Source organism: Pseudomonas sp. HD57-3, assembly GCF_056113135.1.
In genome coordinates, this window is record NZ_CM148568.1 from 4,248,002 (window position 1) to 4,267,353 (window position 19,352).

General features: G+C 60.8%; 19 protein-coding genes. 13 read left to right on the top strand and 6 right to left on the bottom strand.

The genetic code is table 11. The annotated features are described in order from the left end of the window. Complete coding sequence (gene copD, locus AC0R79_RS19060; protein ID WP_474731247.1) at window positions 1-858, top strand: copper homeostasis membrane protein CopD; 858 nt, start codon at window positions 1-3, stop codon at window positions 856-858. 2 nt (window positions 859-860) lie between these two features. Here the strand turns inward: copD and AC0R79_RS19065 are convergent, their stop codons facing one another. Continuing rightward, window positions 861-2,003 carry an HlyD family secretion protein gene (locus AC0R79_RS19065; RefSeq protein WP_007952890.1) on the bottom strand — a complete coding sequence of 381 codons (1,143 nt, stop codon included), beginning with the start codon at window positions 2,001-2,003 and terminating at the stop codon, window positions 861-863. Beyond that, window positions 2,000-3,655 carry an MFS transporter gene (locus AC0R79_RS19070; protein WP_474731249.1) on the bottom strand — a complete coding sequence of 552 codons (1,656 nt, stop codon included), beginning with the start codon at window positions 3,653-3,655 and terminating at the stop codon, window positions 2,000-2,002. The genes AC0R79_RS19065 and AC0R79_RS19070 overlap by 4 nt, the downstream gene beginning before the upstream one ends. A gap of 196 nt (window positions 3,656-3,851) precedes the next feature. On the opposite strand from AC0R79_RS19070, the gene AC0R79_RS19075 reads away from it, so the two are divergent. From AC0R79_RS19075 to AC0R79_RS19105, 7 genes are all read left to right on the top strand, one after another. Further along, a complete protein-coding gene (locus AC0R79_RS19075) occupies window positions 3,852-4,802 on the top strand; it encodes a polysaccharide deacetylase family protein (protein WP_474731251.1) in 951 nt (316 codons plus the stop codon). Between the two features lie 172 nt (window positions 4,803-4,974). Further along, window positions 4,975-6,270, top strand: coding sequence for an OprD family porin (locus tag AC0R79_RS19080; RefSeq protein WP_474731253.1), 1,296 nt, complete (start codon window positions 4,975-4,977; stop codon window positions 6,268-6,270). Between the two features lie 149 nt (window positions 6,271-6,419). Then, window positions 6,420-7,244 carry an NAD-dependent epimerase/dehydratase family protein gene (locus tag AC0R79_RS19085; protein ID WP_127798569.1) on the top strand — a complete coding sequence of 275 codons (825 nt, stop codon included), beginning with the start codon at window positions 6,420-6,422 and terminating at the stop codon, window positions 7,242-7,244. A 47-nt stretch (window positions 7,245-7,291) separates the two neighbouring features. Then, window positions 7,292-8,185 (top strand): SMP-30/gluconolactonase/LRE family protein, encoded by an 894-nt coding sequence (locus tag AC0R79_RS19090; protein WP_474731256.1) that lies wholly within the window; start codon window positions 7,292-7,294, stop codon window positions 8,183-8,185. Window positions 8,186-8,246: 61 nt separating this feature from the next. Next, window positions 8,247-9,218 carry a TRAP transporter substrate-binding protein gene (locus tag AC0R79_RS19095; RefSeq protein ID WP_085602705.1) on the top strand — a complete coding sequence of 324 codons (972 nt, stop codon included), beginning with the start codon at window positions 8,247-8,249 and terminating at the stop codon, window positions 9,216-9,218. Window positions 9,219-9,296: 78 nt separating this feature from the next. Next, window positions 9,297-9,824: a TRAP transporter small permease gene (locus tag AC0R79_RS19100; RefSeq protein ID WP_127798573.1), complete on the top strand. Its 528-nt coding sequence runs from the start codon at window positions 9,297-9,299 to the stop codon at window positions 9,822-9,824. After that, on the top strand, window positions 9,824-11,104 hold the full coding sequence (locus AC0R79_RS19105; RefSeq protein ID WP_085602701.1) for a TRAP transporter large permease: 1,281 nt from the start codon (window positions 9,824-9,826) through the stop codon (window positions 11,102-11,104). The genes AC0R79_RS19100 and AC0R79_RS19105 overlap by 1 nt, the downstream gene beginning before the upstream one ends. A 47-nt stretch (window positions 11,105-11,151) precedes the next feature. Here AC0R79_RS19105 and AC0R79_RS19110 read toward each other — a convergent pair whose 3' ends face one another. Genes AC0R79_RS19110 through AC0R79_RS19120 form a run of 3 tightly spaced genes read right to left on the bottom strand, consistent with a single transcriptional unit; the run spans window position 11,152 to window position 13,583 of the window. Beyond that, a complete protein-coding gene (locus tag AC0R79_RS19110; protein WP_474731259.1) occupies window positions 11,152-11,952 on the bottom strand; it encodes a sulfite exporter TauE/SafE family protein in 801 nt (266 codons plus the stop codon). 9 nt (window positions 11,953-11,961) lie between these two features. Then, window positions 11,962-13,206, bottom strand: a complete 1,245-nt coding sequence (locus AC0R79_RS19115) for an NAD(P)/FAD-dependent oxidoreductase (RefSeq protein WP_474731261.1) — start codon at window positions 13,204-13,206, stop codon at window positions 11,962-11,964. Window positions 13,207-13,244: 38 nt separating this feature from the next. After that, a complete protein-coding gene (locus AC0R79_RS19120) occupies window positions 13,245-13,583 on the bottom strand; it encodes an ArsR/SmtB family transcription factor (RefSeq protein ID WP_007952897.1) in 339 nt (112 codons plus the stop codon). Window positions 13,584-13,681: 98 nt separating this feature from the next. Between AC0R79_RS19120 and AC0R79_RS19125 the strand changes: the two genes are divergently transcribed. Together AC0R79_RS19125 and AC0R79_RS19130 are read left to right on the top strand one after the other, a co-directional pair. Beyond that, window positions 13,682-14,545 carry an MBL fold metallo-hydrolase gene (locus AC0R79_RS19125; RefSeq protein ID WP_474731263.1) on the top strand — a complete coding sequence of 288 codons (864 nt, stop codon included), beginning with the start codon at window positions 13,682-13,684 and terminating at the stop codon, window positions 14,543-14,545. Between the two features lie 133 nt (window positions 14,546-14,678). Then, a complete protein-coding gene (locus AC0R79_RS19130; RefSeq protein ID WP_474731265.1) occupies window positions 14,679-15,053 on the top strand; it encodes a hypothetical protein in 375 nt (124 codons plus the stop codon). Between the two features lie 48 nt (window positions 15,054-15,101). On the opposite strand, the gene bkdR is transcribed toward AC0R79_RS19130, so the two are convergent. After that, entirely contained in the window at window positions 15,102-15,590 is a 489-nt protein-coding gene (gene bkdR, locus AC0R79_RS19135; protein WP_085698143.1) for a Bkd operon transcriptional regulator BkdR, read from the bottom strand. Between the two features lie 185 nt (window positions 15,591-15,775). Between bkdR and AC0R79_RS19140 the strand changes: the two genes are divergently transcribed. From AC0R79_RS19140 to AC0R79_RS19150, 3 genes are read left to right on the top strand one after another with little or no spacing between them, the layout of a single operon-like run. Then, on the top strand, window positions 15,776-17,011 hold the full coding sequence (locus AC0R79_RS19140) for a 3-methyl-2-oxobutanoate dehydrogenase (2-methylpropanoyl-transferring) subunit alpha (RefSeq protein ID WP_007965287.1): 1,236 nt from the start codon (window positions 15,776-15,778) through the stop codon (window positions 17,009-17,011). A 1-nt stretch (window position 17,012) separates the two neighbouring features. After that, window positions 17,013-18,071, top strand: a complete 1,059-nt coding sequence (locus AC0R79_RS19145) for an alpha-ketoacid dehydrogenase subunit beta (protein WP_003224000.1) — start codon at window positions 17,013-17,015, stop codon at window positions 18,069-18,071. Next, window positions 18,072-19,352, top strand: coding sequence for a dihydrolipoamide acetyltransferase family protein (locus AC0R79_RS19150; protein ID WP_474731269.1), 1,281 nt, complete (start codon window positions 18,072-18,074; stop codon window positions 19,350-19,352).

The following is a 19,352-nucleotide window of genomic DNA, read 5'->3' on the forward strand; positions in this document are numbered from 1 at the left end:
ATGAGTGAAGCGCTGGTGCTGTGCCGGTTCCTGCATTTCATCGTGGTGTTGATGCTGTTCGGGGCCTGGCTGTTCAGGCCGCTGCTGCTCAAGGGTGAAGCGCCGGCGCTGGATCGGCACCTCGCGCGACTGGCTCGCTGGCTGGCGGCGATTGCCCTGGCCAGCGGCGTCACCTGGGCGTTGTTGATTACCGCAAGCATGGCCGGTTCGGCGGCTGCCGCGTTTGATCCGGCCACCGTCGAGCTGGTCCTCGGACATACATTTTTCGGTCAGGTCTGGCGCTGGCATCTGCTGATCAATGCCCTGTTGCTGGCGTTGCTGTTTACGCCGTGGCGTTCGAACCGGTCATTGCGGCTGGGCCTGAGTGCACTGCTGCTGATGACGCTGGCACCGGTGGGACACGGGGCGATGCTCGATGGCTTCAGCGGGCAAATGCTGATCCTCAATCAGGTGATTCACCTGACTTGCGTCGGAGCGTGGCTTGGTGGGCTGCTGATGCTGGTTTTGATCCTGCGCCAGTCCGGCGAAAAGGTGCGTGAAGTGCTGCAGCGGTTCAGCGGTCTCGGCTACGGGCTGGTCGCCGGCCTGCTGATCACCGGGCTGATCAACGTGCGCGTGCTCACCGGCCAATGGTGGCCGACGCCGCTGTTCTCGGGGTTCGCCCTGATCCTGTTGATCAAGGCGCTGCTGGTGTTCGGCATGCTTGCACTGGCGCTGTTCAATCGCCTGCGGATCAACGATTGCGAACAGCGGATCGACAGCCTCAAGCGCAGCGTCATGCTCGAATGGCTGCTGGGGATCGGCGCCGTGGCGGCGGTTTCGGTGCTCGGCACCTTGCCGCCGATGATCGCCGCCTGAGGTCAGTGTTTCTGGGTGTCACCTGCCGCCGTATCAATGCTGACCACCACCGACATCCCCGGCCGCAAGCGCTCGCTCTCCTGCTGATCCGGATCGATGGTGATGCGCACCGGCACCCGCTGGGCGATTTTCACGAAGTTGCCGGTGGCGTTGTCGGCCTGCAACAACGCGAATTCGGAACCGGTGCCCGGCGAGATGTGCTGCACGTGGCCGGTGAATTTGCGGTGGTTCAAGCCATCGACGGTGAAGCTCGCCGGTTGCCCGACGCGCACATTGTCCATCTGGGTTTCCTTGAGGTTGGCGATCACCCATTTCTGGTTCGGCACCAGCGCCATCAACTGCGCTCCGGAGTTGACGTAAGCGCCGAGACGCACGCCGATCTGCCCGAGCTGACCGTCACGCGGAGCGATGATCCGGGTGTTGGACAAGTCGATCCGCGCCAGTTGCACCGCCGCATCGGCGCTGGCCACCGCCGCTTCCAGCGAGCCGCGATTGACGATCACCGTTTGCAGATCCTGCCGGGCGATTTCAAGATTGGCCTTCGCCTGCGCCACCGCCGCGATGCTTTGCGCGTTGGCGGCCAGCGCCACGTCCATCTCTCGCTTGGACACGGAGCCGTCATTGACCAGCGCTTTGTTGCGTCGTAGATCCGCCTCGCTTTTGCGCAGCTGCGCTTCGCTGTCGGCCACTACCGCCTGCCGCAGCTTGATCGTCGCCTCGGCGCTGTTGCGCTGCTGCACCACGTTGGCCAGCGAGGCCTTCTGCACCGCCAGTTGTGCCAGCGACTGGTCGAGACGTTGCTGATAGATGCGGTCATCGAGACGCACCAGCAAATCCCCTTCCTTCACGAACTGGAAATCCTGCACCGGCACTTCAAACACATAGCCACTAAGCTGCGGGCCGATGATCGTCACCTGCCCGCGCACCAGGGCGTTTTCTGTGGTCTCGACCGCGCTGCTGAACGGCGGCAACTGCCAGGCGTACAACACGATCAGCACACCGACGATGGCAATCGCGGCAAAGCCCAGCGACGAGATGATCCGCACCCGCAACGAGCGCGGCTCGGTGTTCGGTGATGACGGCGGCGCCACGCCTTCAGGGGTGGCGGCGATGGCATTGGTGGTCGTGGTAGTCGGTTCGGTCATGAAGAAGTGGCACCGCTGGAAGGTACGGAAGGTGTCGGGGCGACGGCTCGGGTGGTGCTGATCAGCCACAGCGCACGGATGGAAATCCAGATCATGGTCAGGATCGCGATCACCGCGATCAGCATGAACACATCGTTATAGGCCAGTACGTTGGCCTCGCGGGTCGCGGCGTTCGCCAGGCTGCGAATGCCTTGCAGGTTGCGCAGACTCGGGTCGGCAATCACGGAGCCGACCGCCGATCCGCCGCTCTGCACCCGGGCGGCGACGCGTGGATCAGACATCACCAGTTGCTCAACGATGTGGCTGGAATGAAACTTCTCGCGCACGATCTGGAACGTCCCCAGCAACGCCGCACCGATCAGGCCGCCGAGGTTGTTGCAGATCCCGAACAACACCGAAAAGCTCACGAGGTTGCGCGGGTTGGTCAGCACGTTGCGCGTGCCCAGCACCATGGTCGGGCCGAGGAAGAAGGTACTGCCGAACGCCAGCAGAAACTGGCTGAAATACAGGTTGCCGGGGCGGGTCAGGTTGTTCGATGAGCTGTCCATGATCGAGCCGGTGGCCATCAACGCCAGCGAGATGATCAGCGGCATCAGCAGGTGTTTCGGGTCGATGGTCAGCGCACTGGTCAGCAGCCCGGCGACGCTGCCGATCAGCATCACCACGTACAAGCTATGAAGCTGCTGGCTGCTCATGTTCAGGTTTTGCATGAAGCCGACGGCGCCGGTGGATTGCTCCGAGGTCACCATGCGAATCAGGATCACCGCCAGCGCCAGACGGATCATCACCCCGCTACCGAGCCAGCGGGTCATCAGCATCGGGTTGCTGCGGTTATGTTCGATGGCCAGCCCTGCGAGAATCAGGGCAATCGACGCGGCCAGGGCGATGCCGATCCAGTCTGCTTCCAGCCACCAGTCGATCCGGCCCAGGGACAACACGGCGCACAGCAAGGCCACGCCACTGGCAAGGATCGCAAAGGTGAGAAAGTCGAGAGGTTCGAAGGTCTTGAACCGGTCACCCGGCGGCAGTTTGAGCATCAAGACGCAGCCCAGCGACAGCAGTGCCATGCCCAACTCGAACAGGTACAGGCCGCGCCATTCGGCGATCTGCAACAGGTCTTCGGAAAACAGCCGCGCCAGCGGCAAGGCCAACTGCGAGGTGCCGAGGCCCAGCACCAGCGCCTTCATCCGCCATTTGGCCGGGAACGCCTGCACCATGTAATACAGGCCCAGCGAACTCAATGCCGCGCCGACCATTCCGTGGGCCGCACGCACGGCGATCGCCGAATTCAGGTCATTGACGAACAGATGGCCAAAGGTCACCAGCGCATACAGCACCAGAAACACCTCGGTGAACGCCCGCAAGCCGAACTGCTGGCGAAACTTCACCAGCAGCAGGTTCATCGATACGTTGGTCATCACGTACGCTGCCGGCAGCCAGGCCATCTCCGCCGTGGTCGCCCCGAGCGCGCCTTGCAGGTAAGGCAGGTTGGCAACCACCAACGAATTGCCCAAGCCACCGGTCAACGCCACCAGCAACCCGACCAGCGCATAGGCCAGGCGCTTGGGGTTGGAGTGCAGCGGCGTCGAGGGGGAACCGGGCAGACTGGGCTTCTCGTGCGGCTGCCAGTTGCGCGGGGCGTATTGGTTCATTGATCGGCCTTGTACGGTGATGGCTTGAGTGTGCCGCAAAACGGCAGCCAAACCCATATCCCTGTGGCTGCCTGCTCACAGGGGTTTGGGGTGGATTCGTAAATTTTGTTTAAAAGTCATCTCGCCCGCAGCGGATTTTTCCCGGGCCTGGCGAATGCCAACCTTGCGGCACTTCTCAACCTGCAAGGTGCCCGTTATGACCACTCTCCGCTGGCAACGCTCCCCGCGTCTGCTGAAAAACCTGCTGGCCGCCGCGCTGTTGCTGCCCGCCCTCGCCTTTGCCCAGGAACGCCCGTGGCCGGATGGCTCGCAACTGGTGATTTCGGTGTCGATGCAATTCGAAACCGGCGGCCAACCCGAAGGCGCAGAAAGCCCGTTTTCCGGCACACCGCTGGCAAAAGGTTATCCGGACCTGCCCGCGCAGACCTGGTTCGATTACGGCTACAAGGAAGGCCTGTGGCGCATGCTCGATCTGTGGGATCGCACCGGCATCAAAGTCACCTCCCACGTGGTCGGCGAAGCGGCGCTCAAGCCCCCGGAACTGGCCAAGGCGATCGCCGAGCGCGGTCATGAACTGGCGGCCCACGGCATGCGCTGGGCCGATTCGTACAACATGAATTACGCCCAGGAAAAGCAGTTCATCGGCGACGGCGTCGCAGCGGTGGAGAAAATCACCGGCCAGCGCTCGGTCGGCTACAACGCCAACTGGCTGCGCCGCAGTCCCAATACGTTGAAGGTGCTGCAGGATCTGAATTTCACCTACCACATCGACGATGTCAGCCGCGATGAGCCGTTCGTGACCATGGTTCGCGGGCGCAAATTCGCCGTGGTGCCGTACACCCTGCGCAACAACGACATCGTGCTGATTGAGGGCCGGCATTTCTCCGCCGAGCAGTTCTATCAGCAACTGGTGCTGGAATTCGATCGCCTCTACGCCGAAGGCGCGAGCAAGCGGCGGATGATGTCGGTGAGTCTGCACGACCGTATTGGCGGCACGCCGGCGATGGTCGAGGCCATGGAGCGCTTTATCCGTTATGCGCAATCTCATCCGAAGGTGACATTTATGCGCAAGGACAAGATTGCCCAGATTGTCCTGACCGAGAAAAACCCGCTGATCGACAACACCGAGGCGCTCTATAACCGGTAAGACCGCCGAAAGCAGCCCTCTTCACAGCATCTGAAAGGGCTGCCAGCTCACGAAATGTGATCGCAAGACTGCCTGTTGACTTTTGCGGAAAACATCGCAACTATCCGCAACCATGTTGTACGACGACGTATAACAACTAATAAAAACAAGAAATGAAACAGGGAGCGTTACCGTGAGCACACTCGTCTGCAATTCCGTCCGCACGTCCCGTTTTTCTGCCTCCCGCCCGCGCTCCACCCTGGGCCTGATCGGCTGCGGCAGTCTCGCCCTCGCCTTGCCGATGAGCGCCGATGCCGAGGGCTTCATCGAAGACAGCAAAGCCACCCTGAACCTGCGCAACGCCTACTTCAATCGCAACTTCGTCAACCCGAATTACCCGCAGGGCAAGGCTGAAGAGTGGACGCAGAACTTCATCCTCGACGCCAAATCCGGTTTCACCCAGGGTACTGTCGGGTTTGGCCTGGACGTGCTGGGCATGTATTCGCAGAAACTTGATGGCGGCAAAGGCACGGGCGGTACTCAGCTGTTGCCGATCCACGATGACGGGCGCCCGGCGGACAATTTCGGGCGCCTGGGCGTGGCGCTCAAGGCCAAGGTGTCGAAGACCGAATTGAAGGTCGGCGAGTGGATGCCGGTGTTGCCGATCCTGCGCTCGGATGATGGCCGCTCCCTGCCCCAGACGTTTCGCGGCGGCCAGATCACCTCTACCGAAATCAATGGTTTGACCCTTTACGGTGGCCAGTTCCGTGGCAACAGCCCGCGCAACGATGCCAGCATGGAAGACATGTCGATGAACGGCCGAGGCGCATTTACCTCCGACCGTTTCAACTTCGGCGGCGGCGAATACACCTTCAACGACAAACGCACGCTTGTCGGTCTGTGGTACGCCGAACTCAGCGACATCTACCAACAGCAGTACTTCAACATCAGCCACAGCCAGCCACTGGGCGACTGGACGCTGGGCGCCAACCTCGGTTTCTTCGCCGGCAAGGAAGATGGCAGCGCCCAGGCCGGCGACCTCGACAACAAAACCGCTTTCGCCATGCTCTCGGCCCGGTACGGCGGAAACACGTTCTACATCGGCCTGCAAAAACTCAGTGGCGACGATGCCTGGATGCGCGTCAACGGCACCAGCGGCGGCACCCTTGCCAACGACAGCTACAACGCCAGTTATGACAATGCGCAGGAACGCTCCTGGCAGATCCGCCACGACTACAACTTCGTGGTCCTCGGCGTCCCCGGTCTGACGTTGATGAACCGCTACATCAGCGGTGACAACGTGCACACCGGCACAATCACCGATGGCAAGGAATGGGGTCGTGAATCGGAACTGGCCTACACCGTGCAGAGTGGTCCGCTGAAGAACCTCAACGTCAAATGGCGCAACGCGACGATTCGCCGGGACTTCAGCACCAATGAATTCGATGAAAACCGGATCTTCATCAGTTACCCGATTTCGTTGTTGTAAACCCCGGCATCGGGTGAACGGAAGGCGAATCGGCCTTCCGTCACTTACACCGAAAGTCGCGTTGACAAGTTCCGGAAACCCTACCGATACTTCAGCTCAGTCATACGACAACCTACAACAAACCTAATAACAACGTGTAAGGGATTGCCATGACGTCCACCCCCACCACCCCAACTCCGTTCAATCGCCTGCTGCTGACCGGCGCCGCCGGTGGCTTGGGCAAAGTCTTGCGCGAACGTCTGCGCCCCTACGCCAATGTGCTGCGCCTGTCGGACATCGCCGCGCTCGCCCCGGCCATCGATGATCGCGAAGAAATCGTCATCTGCGACCTCGCCGACAAAACCGCGGTGCATCAACTGGTCGAAGGCGTGGATGCAATCCTGCACTTTGGCGGTGTCTCGGTGGAGCGCCCCTTCGAAGAAATCCTCGGCGCCAACATCTGCGGCGTATTCCATATCTATGAAGCGGCACGCCGACACGGTGTGAAGCGAGTGATCTTCGCCAGCTCCAACCATGTCATCGGCTTCTACAAACAGGACGAACACCTCGACGCCAGCTCCGCTCGACGCCCCGACGGCTACTACGGTCTGTCCAAGTCCTATGGCGAAGACATGGCCAGTTTCTACTTCGATCGATATGGCATCGAAACCGTCAGCATCCGCATCGGCTCGTCGTTTCCCGAACCGCAGAACCGCCGAATGATGCACACCTGGCTGAGCTTCGACGATCTCACCCAATTGCTCGAGCGTTCGCTGTACACCCCCAACGTCGGCCACACCGTGGTTTATGGCATGTCCGCCAACAAGGACGTGTGGTGGGACAACCGCTTCGCCAGCCACCTCGGTTTCGAGGCCAGAGACACGTCCGAAGTGTTTCGCGACAAGGTCGAGGCGCAGCCGATGCCAGCCAGCGATGACCCGGCGCGTATCTATCAGGGCGGAGCCTTCGTTGCGGCCGGCCCGTTCGGCGATTGATCGCGGCGCTTGATCCGTCGCCAAAAGAACACACCAAGGGAATGAGTATGCAAGCCGAATTGATCGTCGACGCCCGCAACGCGGTGGGTGAAAGTCCGGTGTGGGTGCCACAGGAAAACGCCTTGTACTGGGTCGATATCCCCAACGGTGGTCTGCAACGCTGGACCGCCGACACTGGCCACGTCCATGCCTGGAAGACTCCCGAAATGCTTGCCTGCATCGCCCGCCACAGCAAGGGCGGTTGGGTTGCCGGGATGGAGAGCGGGTTCTTTCATTTACAACCGAATGGCGATGGCAGCCTCGACAGCGACCTGCTCGCGACCGTGGAACACAATCGCCAGGACATGCGTCTGAACGACGGCCGCTGCGACCGCCAGGGTCGGTTCTGGGCCGGCAGCATGGTGCTGAACATGGGCCTGAATCTGCCCGAGGGCCGGCTCTATCGTTACGGTGCCGGGCAAACAGGCGTGATCGAGGCACAGCTTGATGGCTTCATCGTGCCCAACGGTCTGGGCTTCAGCCCGGACGGCAAAACCATGTACCTGTCGGACTCGCACCCGAACGTCCAACTGATCTGGGCTTTCGATTACGACACCGAGACAGGCACACCCTCCAACCGACGGGTGTTCGTGGACATGAACCATTTTTACGGCCGCCCCGACGGTGCCGCCGTGGACGCCGATGGCTGTTACTGGATCTGCGCCAACGATGTCGGCCTGATCCATCGCTTCACCCCCGACGGTCGGCTAGACCACTCGCTGCCGGTACCGGTGAAAAAACCCACCATGTGCGCTTTCGGCGGCAGCCGGATGGACACCTTGTTCGTGACCTCGATCCGCCCCGGCGACGACCAGGATCCGCAATCGCTGGCCGGCGGCGTGTTCGCCCTCAACCCCGGCGTCAAAGGCCTGCCGGAGCCAATGTTCGACGATCTGCTGTAACCCGTCCTTGCTGCATTGCTGTGCCTTGAACACAAAAATAACAAGACTGGAGAACCCCTTCATGGACTTCAAACGCACGTTGCTCGCCGCCGCTCTCCCCCTCGCGCTCACCCTCGGCAGCGCCGCCCAGGCGCTGGAAATCAAATTCGCCGACATCCACCCCGCCGGTTATCCGACCGTGGTCGCTGAAGAACAGTTGGGCAAAACCCTGGTTGCCGAAAGTGACGGCAAGCTGACCTTCAAGATGTTCCCCGGCGGTGTACTCGGCTCGGAAAAGGAAGTGGTCGAACAGGCCCAGGTCGGCGCCATCCAGATGGCCCGCGTCAGCCTCGGGATCGTCGGGCCGGTGGTGCCGGACGTGAACGTATTCAACATGCCGTTCGTGTTCCGTGATCAGGCGCACATGCGCAAGATCATCGACGGTGAAATCGGTGACGAAATCCTCGACAAGATCACAAATTCCGAATTCAACCTCGTGGCGCTGGCGTGGATGGATGGCGGCACGCGCAACATCTACACCAAGAAACCGGTGCGCAGCCTCGAAGACCTCAAGGGCATGAAAATCCGCGTGCAGGGCAACCCGATGTTCATCGAAACCATCAACGCCATGGGCGGCAACGGTATTGCCATGGACACCGGCGAAATCTTCAGTGCCCTGCAGACAGGCGTCATCGACGGCGCGGAAAACAATCCGCCGACCCTGCTCGAACACAACCATTACCAGAACGCCAAGTTCTACAGTTTGACCGGGCACCTGATCCTGCCCGAGCCCATCGTGATGTCGAAAATCACCTGGGAAAAACTCAGCCCCGATCAGCAGACGCTGGTGAAAAAAGCCGCCAAGGCTGCGCAGGCCCAGGAGCGCACCTTGTGGGATGCCAAGTCGGCCAGCAGTGAAGAGAAACTCAAGGCCGCCGGCGTCGAGTTCATCACCGTCGACAAGAAACCCTTCTATGAGGCCACCGCTTCGATCCGCGAAAAATACGGCGCGCCCTACGTCGACCTGATCAAGCGCATCGAAGCCGTTCAGTAACCTCCCTGTCCTTAATACAAGGCCCGGCAGCGCTGGCGTCGCTCGACGCTCACGCCTGCCCGGTTACGGTGGAACCCGATGAAGAATTTGCTGCTGCGCATCAATGACCGGATCTACATGGCCTGCATCTGGGTCGCCGGTCTGTCGGTGCTGACCATTTCCCTGATCATTCCCTGGGGCGTGTTCGCCCGTTACGTCCTCGGCACCGGCTCAAGCTGGCCGGAACCCACCGCCATCCTGCTGATGATGGTCTTCACCTTCATCGGCGCCGCCGCCAGCTATCGCGCCGGCGCGCACATGGCGGTAGCGATGGTCACCGATCGCCTGCAACCGAATATGCGCCGCACCATGAGCATCGTTTCGCAAGTGCTCATGGGCACCATCTGCCTGTTCATGACCATCTGGGGCACCAAGCTGTGCCTGTCGACGTGGAACCAGTTCATGAGCGCCCTGCCGACATTGCGGGTCGGCATCACCTACATGCCGATCCCGGTGGGTGGTGCGCTGACGCTGATTTTCGTGCTGGAAAAACTCTTGCTCGGCGATCAAAGCAATCGCCGCGTGGTGCGGTTCGACCTGGTTGAAGAAAACGAAGGGGCTGCCTGATGGACGCATTGATTCTGCTGGGCAGTTTTATCGCACTGATCCTGATCGGCATGCCGGTTGCCTACGCGCTCGGGCTGTCGGCGCTGATCGGCGCATGGTGGATCGACATCCCGTTTCAGGCCTTGATGATCCAGGTCGCGGGCGGGGTGAACAAATTCTCGCTGCTGGCGATTCCGTTCTTCGTGCTCGCCGGCGCAATCATGGCCGAGGGCGGCATGTCGCGACGGCTGGTGGCGTTCGCCGGGGTCCTGGTGGGGTTCGTGCGGGGCGGGCTGTCGTTGGTCAACATCATGGCCTCGACCTTTTTCGGCGCGATTTCCGGCTCGTCGGTGGCCGATACCGCGTCGGTAGGTTCGGTGCTGATCCCGGAAATGGAGCGCAAGGGCTACCCTCGGGAATTCTCTACAGCGGTGACCGTCAGTGGTTCGGTGCAGGCTCTGCTGACTCCACCGAGTCACAACTCGGTGCTCTACTCGCTGGCCGCCGGCGGCACCGTGTCCATCGCCTCGCTATTCATGGCCGGCGTCGTGCCGGGCCTGCTGATGAGCGCGTGCCTGATGGTGTTGTGCCTGATTTTTGCGCGTAAACGCGACTATCCCAAGGGCGAAGTGATCCCGCTGCGTGAAGCCCTGAAGATCTGCGGTGAAGCGATGTGGGGGCTGATGGCGATGGTGATCATTCTCGGAGGCATTCTTTCGGGGATCTTCACGGCCACCGAGTCGGCGGCCATCGCCGTGTTGTGGGCGTTTTTCGTCACCATGTTCATCTACCGCGACTACAAGTGGAGTGAACTGCCGAAACTGATGCACCGCACGGTGCGCACCATTTCCATCGTAATGATCCTGATCGGCTTCGCCGCCAGTTTCGGCTACATCATGACCCTGATGCAGATCCCGGCGAAGATCACCACGCTGTTCCTGACCCTGTCCGACAACCGCTACGTGATCCTGATGTGCATCAACGTCATGCTGCTGTTGCTCGGCACCGTGATGGACATGGCGCCGCTGATCCTGATCCTCACGCCGATCCTGATGCCGGTGATTCTCGGTATCGGTGTCGACCCGGTGCAGTTCGGCATGATCATGCTGGTCAACCTCGGTATCGGCCTGATAACGCCGCCAGTAGGAGCCGTGCTGTTCGTGGGCTCGGCGGTGGGCAAGGTCAGTATCGAAAGCACGGTGAAGGCGCTGCTGCCGTTCTATGCCGTGCTGTTCCTGGTGCTGATGCTGGTGACCTACGTTCCGGCGCTGTCGCTGTGGTTACCGCATCTGGTGTTGTAACGCTAACGCTGTGGCGAGGGCGCCTGGTCCTCGCCACAGATCTTGTCTCACGCCCGCAGCAGCATGTATGCGGCGACCACCAGACATACGCTGGCAAATCCCACCTGCAACGTCCTCGCCGGCACTCGCGCGCAGAGTTTGCGGCCGATAATCATGCCGACGATGCTGGCGACAATGAACGACGCGCCCAGATGGTCGATGCGCACTCCGGCATGGAACGCGCCAATCACTCCGATCGCGGAAATCAGGCTGATGACCATCAAGGACGTGGCGACGATGCCGCGCATCTGCACATCGGTCAGTTGCTTGAACGCCGGCACGATCAAAAACCCGCCACCCACCCCCAGCAAACCGGACACCACACCGGTGACCGCGCCCAGCGCCGCGAGGGTCGCGGTGCATTTGGCGGTCCAGTCGAAACGACCCGTCTGTTCATTGAGCATGCAGTTCTTCTGGCCCCAGCTGGCGTGGCCATGGTCGCTCGGTCCTTCTTGCTGGCGTTCACGGCGCAGCATGCGCCACGCCACCATCACCATCAGCAGGCTGAACAGGATCATCAAAACCTTTTCCGGCAACTGATGAGCGAAGTAGATGCCCACCGGCGAAAACACCGCGCCGAGCGCCGCGATCAACAGCGCCGCGCGATAACGCACCAGACCATGGCGCAAGCCATCAATCGCGCCGACCGCCGCCGCACTACCAACGGCAAACAACGCCACCGGCGCCGCTTGCGTCATCGTCCAGCCCAGCCCGAGCACCAGCGCCGGCACGGCGAGAATCCCGCCCCCGGCCCCGGTCAGACCGAGGATCAATCCCATCACCACGCCAAACAGATTTGCCAGCAACATAGAGTGTTCTCAGTCGACCCTGGACAGGCTTGTCAGCCATTCGCGGCCCTTGAGCATGCCGTTCCAGTAGAACCACGGCAGCAGCGTCGCCTTCAGCCACCACGCGGAGCGGCGCGGCACGGTCGGGTCGAGGGGAAAGGTCGGCAGCAGTTTTCCGCCATAGCCGAACTCGGCGAGGATCACCTTGCCCTTCTCCACCGTCAGCGGGCAGGAACCGTAGCCGTCATACTTCAACGGCAGTGCCAGCTCCTTGCGCAACGCCAGCAGGTTTTCCGCTACCACCACGACCTGTTTGCGCACTGCTGCGGCGGTCTTCGCATTGGTGGTTCCGCAAATATCGCCCAGAGCAAACACTTCGGGATAACGCGGATGTTGCAGCGTGTGCGGGTTGACCTCGCACCAGCCAGCGGCGTCGGCCAACGGACTTTGTGCGATGAAATCCGGTGAAACCTGCGGCGGGACGACGTGCAGCAGATCGAAAGTCTTGGCCTGTCGGGTGACATTGCCGTCCGCATCCTTCACGTCGAACCAAGCGGTTTTCGCCGGGCCGTCGACCTTCACCAGATTGGAAGTGAACGCCAGCCGCGCGTTGTATTTCTCGATGTACTTCATCAGCGGCGGCACGAAGGTCGGCACACCGAACAGCGCGGCACCGGCCAGATTGAACTCGACCTCGACCTTGCTCAGCACATTGCGCTTGAGCCAGTGATCGCAGGAAAGATACAGCGCCTTTTGCGGCGCGCCGGCGCACTTGATCGGGATCGGCGGCTGGGTGAACAGGGCTTTGCCGCCGCGCAGTTTCTGCACCTGATCCCAGGTGTATTGCGCGTGCTGATAGCTGTAGTTGGAGGTGACACCGTGCTGGCCGAGGCTTTCCTGCAAGCCTTCGATCTTCTCCCACGCCAGGCGCAGGCCGGGGCAGACGATCAGGTTCTGATAGGTGACGGTGCGTTGATCGTTGAGGGTGAGACGGCGCTGGTCGGGGTCGATGTCGGTCACTGTCGCCTGAATCCAGGTGGCCTGACGCGGAATAACCTTGTTCATCGGTCGGGCAGTGTCTTTGGCATCAAAGGCACCACCGCCGACCAGCGTCCACGCCGGCTGGTAGTAATGCAGGGTGCTCGGCTCGATCACCGTGATTTTCAGGCCGGGATCGCGCTTGAGCAGACTCGCGACAAAACCGATGCCGGCAGTGCCGCCGCCGATGACCACGATGTCCGCACTGATGGATGGGCCCCAGTGTTGATCGTTCATTGTTTGTTCCTTATGGCTGCACGCAAGGATAGCCGGGTCTATTGCGCCCAGCTTTTGAGCACGGCTCCGCAGTAGAGTCCGGAAAGGGTTTTCATCACCTGGATCACTTCGTGACTGGCGAGACCGTAAAAAATGTACTTGCCTTCACGACGGGTCGCGACCAGCCCTTCATCGCGCAGGATGCCCAGTTGCTGGGACAGGGTCGGCTGACGCACGCCGGTCATTTTCTCCAGCTCGCCGACGTTGCGCTCGCCCTGGGTCAACTGGCACAGGATCAACAATCGATCTTCGTTGGCCAATGCCTTGAGCAGCGAACAGGCCTTGGAGGCCGAGGCGCGCAGTTGGGCGACTTCACATTCGGTCAGACTGGATTGCATTTGCAGGATGCCTTCAACGTCACTTAAGCTGCGGACATTATGTGTTTACATAAAGTGTTGCAACCTGACTTTTCACCTTCCTGCACAGGACCGCGTTCATGCCCGCGCTGATTGAAGCTTTCCTCGACCCCGCCTCTTCGACCTACAGCTACGTGGTCTACGAGGCCGACGGCGGGCAGTGCGCAATCGTCGATCCGGTGCTTGATTACGACGGTGCCGCCGGCCGCACCTGCACGGCTCAGGCGGACAAGATCATCGCCTTCGTGCGTACCCATAACCTGCAAGTGCAGTGGCTGCTGGAAACCCACGCGCACGCCGATCACTTGTCCGCCGCGCCGTACCTGCGCCGGGAACTGGGCGGGAAAATCGCGATTGGCGAGTCGATCAGCAAAGTGCAGCACGTGTTCAAGGCGCTGTTCAACCTGGAACCGGAATTTCGCGTCGACGGCTCGCAGTTCGATCACCTGTTCGCACCCAACGAGTCGTTCCGGATCGGTAATCTCAAGGCCACTGCCCTGCACGTCCCCGGTCACACCCCGGCGGACATGGCCTATTTGATCGACGGCGAACAGATCCTGGTCGGCGACACGCTGTTCATGCCCGACGTCGGCACCGCCCGCTGCGACTTCCCCGGCGGCAATGCGCATCAACTGTTCAATTCGATTCAGAAGCTGCTGGCCTTCCCTGCCAGCGTGAAGCTCTACGTCTGCCACGACTATCCGCCGCAAGGTCGCGACTCGCAGTGCCAGACCACCGTTGGCGAACAACGTAAAAGCAATATCCATGTGCATGACGGCGTCGATGAAGCCGCGTTTGTCGAGATGCGCACCAAGCGCGATGCCGGGTTGGGCATGCCGACGCTGTTGCTGCCGGCGATTCAGGTCAATGTGCGGGCCGGGAATATGCCGCCGGCTGAGGAGAATGGTGTGACCTATCTTAAGATTCCGATCAACAAAACATAATGAACAGTGCAATCCGACCACTGGATTCGCGCAAGTAAACTGACATCCACGCTTTCTCTTTCTTGCAGCGAAAATAGCCAAATGACATCATCGGCGGCCGCTTTTCAACTTTACGCATGGAGCCTGTTGCACGATGACCTTTACATTTTTGATTGTGGGAACTTTAGCGCTAGCGGGTGTTGAAATCCTGATTTCCAAAACCATTCATGAACGGATGGGGAGAGTTCCTGGTTTCATCGCAGATTTTCTCGCTGTCGCGTTGATGCTGATCGCAGGGCTTGTCTTGAAATCCATCGGCGGCATCGGAACTCAAGATTGCAAAAATAATGCGGTACCCGAAGACCTGAGTGCCTTCGGAATCACCTTCGATCTAAATGGATGCTTAAATTATTTCAATTTTTATACCGATCTTGGCGGGATTACCGAAACCACGTTAGGGATCAATCCTTTTCTGGCCGCCGCTATTTTCTGCATCGTGATAAAACTGATCAAGCTGTTCCGAACCTGAGCCTTCGGTCGGCGAGGGGCTTACTGTGAGCCACCATTCAATCATTGCTCACACCCCCAGCGTCAAACCATTCGCCGGCAACGGCAACGCCGTTTTATAACGCACCTGCTTGAGCGCAAAGCTCGACCGAATGTTGGCCACACCAGGCACCTTCGTCAGAAAATCCATCATGAAGCGTTCAAGCGCCTGAATGGTCGGCACCAGCACCCGGATCAGATAATCCGGGTCGCCGGCCATCAGGTAGCACTCCATGACTTCAGGACGGTCGGAAATAGCCTCCTCGAAATGCTGCAGCGCTTCCTCTACCTGCTTCTCGAGACTGACGTGGATGAACACGTTGACGTGCAGCCCCAGCAGGTCGGCATCCAGCAGGGTCACCTGCTCGCGGATCAGCCCAAGTTCCTCCATCGCCTTGACCCGGTTGAAGCACGGTGTCGGCGACAGATTGACCGAGCGGGCCAGGTCGGCGTTGGTGATGCGCGCGTTCTCCTGAAGGCTGTTGAGAATGCCGATGTCGGTACGGTCCAGTTTGCGCATGAGACAAAACCACCTGTTTTTTATGTTTATGCAGAATTTCTATCTGCAAATGATCTCCAGCGCAACGAAACAGAGAGAAATATTCTTCTTGCCCGGGCCTATGATTGTTGTAGGACAAGATTTCTTTTATCGAAGAATGACTGCCAGCTCACTACAAGAAATTCACAAGATCGAGCGTAGAAGCCATGACCCAAGCGTATGAACCGCTGCGTCTGCACGTCCCTGAACCCTCGGGCCGCCCAGGCTGCAAAACCGACTTCTCCTACCTGCATCTGACCGATGCCGGTACGGTGCGCAAACCTTCCATCGACGTAGAACCCGCCGACACCGCCGACCTGGCCCGTGGCCTGATCCGCGTGCTTGACGACCAGGGCAACGCGCTCGGCCCATGGGCCGAAAACGTGCCGGTCGAGATCCTGCGCAAAGGCATGCGTGCCATGCTCAAGACCCGGATCTACGACAACCGCATGGTGGTCGCCCAGCGTCAGAAAAAAATGTCGTTCTACATGCAGAGCCTCGGCGAAGAAGCCATCGGCAGCGCCCAGGCCCTGGCCTTGAACATCGACGACATGTGCTTCCCGACCTACCGCCAGCAAAGCATCCTGATGGCCCGCGACGTACCACTGGTCGACCTGATCTGCCAACTGCTGTCCAACGAGCGCGATCCGCTCAAGGGCCGTCAGTTACCGATCATGTACTCGGTCAAGGACGCGGGTTTCTTCACTATTTCCGGCAACCTCGCCACCCAGTTCATTCAGGGTGTGGGCTGGGGCATGGCCTCGGCGATCAAGGGCGACACCAAAATCGCCTCGGCCTGGATCGGCGACGGTGCCACCGCCGAATCGGACTTCCACACCGCCCTCACCTTCGCCCACGTTTACCGTGCGCCGGTGATCCTCAACGTGGTCAACAACCAGTGGGCGATCTCGACCTTCCAGGCTATCGCCGGTGGTGAAGCCACTACCTTCGCCGGACGCGGCGTCGGTTGCGGCATCGCTTCGCTTCGGGTTGACGGCAACGACTTCTACGCGGTCTACGCCGCCTCCGCCTGGGCTGCCGAACGCGCCCGCCGTGGCCTCGGCCCGACCATGATCGAATGGGTCACCTACCGCGCCGGCCCGCACTCGACCTCCGACGATCCTTCCAAATACCGTCCCGCCGACGACTGGAGCCACTTCCCGCTGGGCGACCCGATTGCCCGCCTGAAACAGCACCTGATCAAGGTCGGCCACTGGTCGGAAGAAGAGCACGCCGCTGTCAGCGCCGAGCTCGAAGCCGAGGTGATCGCCGCACAGAAACAGGCCGAACAGTACGGCACCCTCGCCGGCGGCCAGATTCCGAGCGCCGCGACCATGTTCGAAGACGTCTACAAAGAGATGCCGGAGCACTTGAAGCGCCAGCGTCAGCAGTTGGGGATCTGACATGAACGATCACAACAACAATATTCAGTTGGAAACCGCCATGACCACGACCACCATGACCATGATCCAGGCCCTGCGCTCGGCCATGGATGTGATGCTTGAGCGTGACGACAACGTTGTGGTGTTCGGCCAGGACGTCGGCTACTTCGGCGGCGTGTTCCGTTGCACCGAAGGCCTGCAGACCAAGTACGGCACCTCGCGGGTGTTCGATGCGCCGATTTCCGAGAGCGGCATCGTCGGTGTCGCCGTTGGCATGGGCGCTTATGGTTTGCGTCCGGTCGCCGAGATTCAGTTCGCCGACTACGTGTACCCGGCGTCCGACCAGATCATTTCCGAAGCCGCCCGTCTGCGTTATCGCTCGGCCGGCGAGTTCACCGCGCCGATGACCCTGCGCATGCCTTGCGGCGGCGGCATCTACGGCGGCCAGACCCACAGCCAGAGCATCGAGGCGATGTTCACTCAAGTCTGCGGTCTGCGCACGGTCATGCCTTCCAACCCGTATGACGCCAAAGGCCTGCTGATCGCCTCCATCGAAAACGATGATCCGGTGATCTTCCTCGAGCCGAAACGCCTGTACAACGGCCCGTTCGACGGCCACCACGACCGCCCGGTAACCCCGTGGTCGAAACACCCGCAAGCTCAGGTGCCGGACGGTTACTACACCGTGCCGCTGGACGTGGCCGCCATCACCCGTCCGGGCAAGGACGTGACCGTCCTGACCTACGGCACCACCGTTTACGTGTCGCAAGTTGCTGCTGAAGAAAGCGGCGTTGACGCTGAAGTCATCGACCTGCGCAGCCTGTGGCCGCTGGACCTTGAAACCATCGTCAAATCCGTGAAGAAAACCGGCCGTTGCGTCGTGGTTCACGAAGCCACCCGCACCTGCGGTTTCGGCGCCGAACTGGTATCGCTGGTGCAAGAGCATTGCTTCCATCACCTGGAAGCGCCGATCGAACGCGTCACCGGCTGGGACACCCCCTACCCGCACGCGCAGGAGTGGGCGTATTTCCCTGGGCCGTCCCGAGTGGGCGCGGCGCTGAAACGGGTCATGGAGGTCTGAATGGGCACGCACGTTATCAAGATGCCGGACATCGGTGAAGGCATCGCAGAAGTAGAACTGTCGCAGTGGCACGTCAAGGTTGGCGATCTGGTCGTTGAAGATCAGGTGCTGGCGGATGTGATGACCGACAAGGCGATGGTCGACATTCCGTCGCCAGTCCACGGCAAGGTGATTGCACTCGGCGGTCAGCCGGGTGAAGTGATGGCGGTCGGCAGTATTCTGATCAGCATCGAGGTTGAAGGTGCAGGCAATCTGAAGGAGTCGGACAAACCGGCGCCTGTTGCGGCGAAAGAAACTCCAGTCGCACCCAAAGTTGAAGCTGTCGTTGAAAACAAACCTGCTGTTGCCGCACCGCGTCCGGCGGCCGCCGCTTGCCAAGGCCCGATGATTGCCCGCGAAGCCGATGAGCGTCCGTTGGCTTCGCCGGCCGTGCGCAAACATGCGCTGGACCTGGGCATTCAATTGCGTTTGGTGCGCGGTTCCGGCCCGGCCGGTCGCGTATTGCACGAAGACCTTGAGGCCTATCTGGCGCAGGGTCAATCGAACGCTTCGGCGCCGGTCGCTGCCGCGTACGCCCAGCGCAACGATGAAGAGCAGATTCAGGTTATCGGCATGCGCCGCAAGATTGCCCAGCGCATGCAGGACGCCACTCAGCGTGCCGCGCACTTCAGTTATGTCGAAGAAATCGACGTCACCGCGATTGAAGAATTGCGTGCCCACCTGAACGAAAAATACGGCGCGAGTCGTGGCAAGCTGACCTTGCTGCCGTTCCTCGTGCGCGCACTGGTCGTCGCCCTGCGCGACTTCCCGCAAATGAACGCCCGTTACGACGACGAAGCCCAGGTCATCACCCGCCTCGGCGCGGTGCATATCGGCGTCGCTACCCAAAGCGATGTCGGCCTGATGGTGCCGGTGGTGCGTCACGCCGAAGCGCGCAGCCTGTGGGACAGCGCGGCGGAAATCTCCCGCCTCGCCAACGCCGCCCGCAATGGCAAGGCCAGCCGCGATGAACTGTCCGGCTCGACCATCACCCTGACCAGCCTCGGCGCCCTCGGCGGCATCGTCAGCACCCCGGTGCTGAACCTGCCGGAAGTCGCGATCGTCGGCGTCAACAAAATCGTCGAACGCCCGATGGTCGTCAAAGGCCAGGTGGTGATCCGCAAGATGATGAACCTCTCCAGCTCCTTCGATCACCGTGTGGTCGACGGCATGGACGCGGCGCTCTTCATCCAGGCCATTCGTGGTCTGCTCGAACAACCCGCGACCCTGTTTGTGGAGTGA

What these genes read in the sequence shown, in the direction of transcription:
- copD (WP_474731247.1), top strand. Translation starts at nt 1, where the DNA reads ATGAGTGAAGCGCTGGTGCTGTGCCGGTTCCTGCATTTCATCGTGGTG.
- AC0R79_RS19065 (WP_007952890.1), bottom strand. Translation starts at nt 2,003, where the DNA reads ATGACCGAACCGACTACCACGACCACCAATGCCATCGCCGCCACCCCT.
- AC0R79_RS19070 (WP_474731249.1), bottom strand. Translation starts at nt 3,655, where the DNA reads ATGAACCAATACGCCCCGCGCAACTGGCAGCCGCACGAGAAGCCCAGT.
- AC0R79_RS19075 (WP_474731251.1), top strand. Translation starts at nt 3,852, where the DNA reads ATGACCACTCTCCGCTGGCAACGCTCCCCGCGTCTGCTGAAAAACCTG.
- AC0R79_RS19085 (WP_127798569.1), top strand. Translation starts at nt 6,420, where the DNA reads ATGACGTCCACCCCCACCACCCCAACTCCGTTCAATCGCCTGCTGCTG.
- AC0R79_RS19090 (WP_474731256.1), top strand. Translation starts at nt 7,292, where the DNA reads ATGCAAGCCGAATTGATCGTCGACGCCCGCAACGCGGTGGGTGAAAGT.
- AC0R79_RS19095 (WP_085602705.1), top strand. Translation starts at nt 8,247, where the DNA reads ATGGACTTCAAACGCACGTTGCTCGCCGCCGCTCTCCCCCTCGCGCTC.
- AC0R79_RS19100 (WP_127798573.1), top strand. Translation starts at nt 9,297, where the DNA reads ATGAAGAATTTGCTGCTGCGCATCAATGACCGGATCTACATGGCCTGC.
- AC0R79_RS19105 (WP_085602701.1), top strand. Translation starts at nt 9,824, where the DNA reads ATGGACGCATTGATTCTGCTGGGCAGTTTTATCGCACTGATCCTGATC.
- AC0R79_RS19110 (WP_474731259.1), bottom strand. Translation starts at nt 11,952, where the DNA reads ATGTTGCTGGCAAATCTGTTTGGCGTGGTGATGGGATTGATCCTCGGT.
- AC0R79_RS19115 (WP_474731261.1), bottom strand. Translation starts at nt 13,206, where the DNA reads ATGAACGATCAACACTGGGGCCCATCCATCAGTGCGGACATCGTGGTC.
- AC0R79_RS19120 (WP_007952897.1), bottom strand. Translation starts at nt 13,583, where the DNA reads ATGCAATCCAGTCTGACCGAATGTGAAGTCGCCCAACTGCGCGCCTCG.
- AC0R79_RS19125 (WP_474731263.1), top strand. Translation starts at nt 13,682, where the DNA reads ATGCCCGCGCTGATTGAAGCTTTCCTCGACCCCGCCTCTTCGACCTAC.
- AC0R79_RS19130 (WP_474731265.1), top strand. Translation starts at nt 14,679, where the DNA reads ATGACCTTTACATTTTTGATTGTGGGAACTTTAGCGCTAGCGGGTGTT.
- bkdR (WP_085698143.1), bottom strand. Translation starts at nt 15,590, where the DNA reads ATGCGCAAACTGGACCGTACCGACATCGGCATTCTCAACAGCCTTCAG.
- AC0R79_RS19140 (WP_007965287.1), top strand. Translation starts at nt 15,776, where the DNA reads ATGACCCAAGCGTATGAACCGCTGCGTCTGCACGTCCCTGAACCCTCG.
- AC0R79_RS19145 (WP_003224000.1), top strand. Translation starts at nt 17,013, where the DNA reads ATGAACGATCACAACAACAATATTCAGTTGGAAACCGCCATGACCACG.
- AC0R79_RS19150 (WP_474731269.1), top strand. Translation starts at nt 18,072, where the DNA reads ATGGGCACGCACGTTATCAAGATGCCGGACATCGGTGAAGGCATCGCA.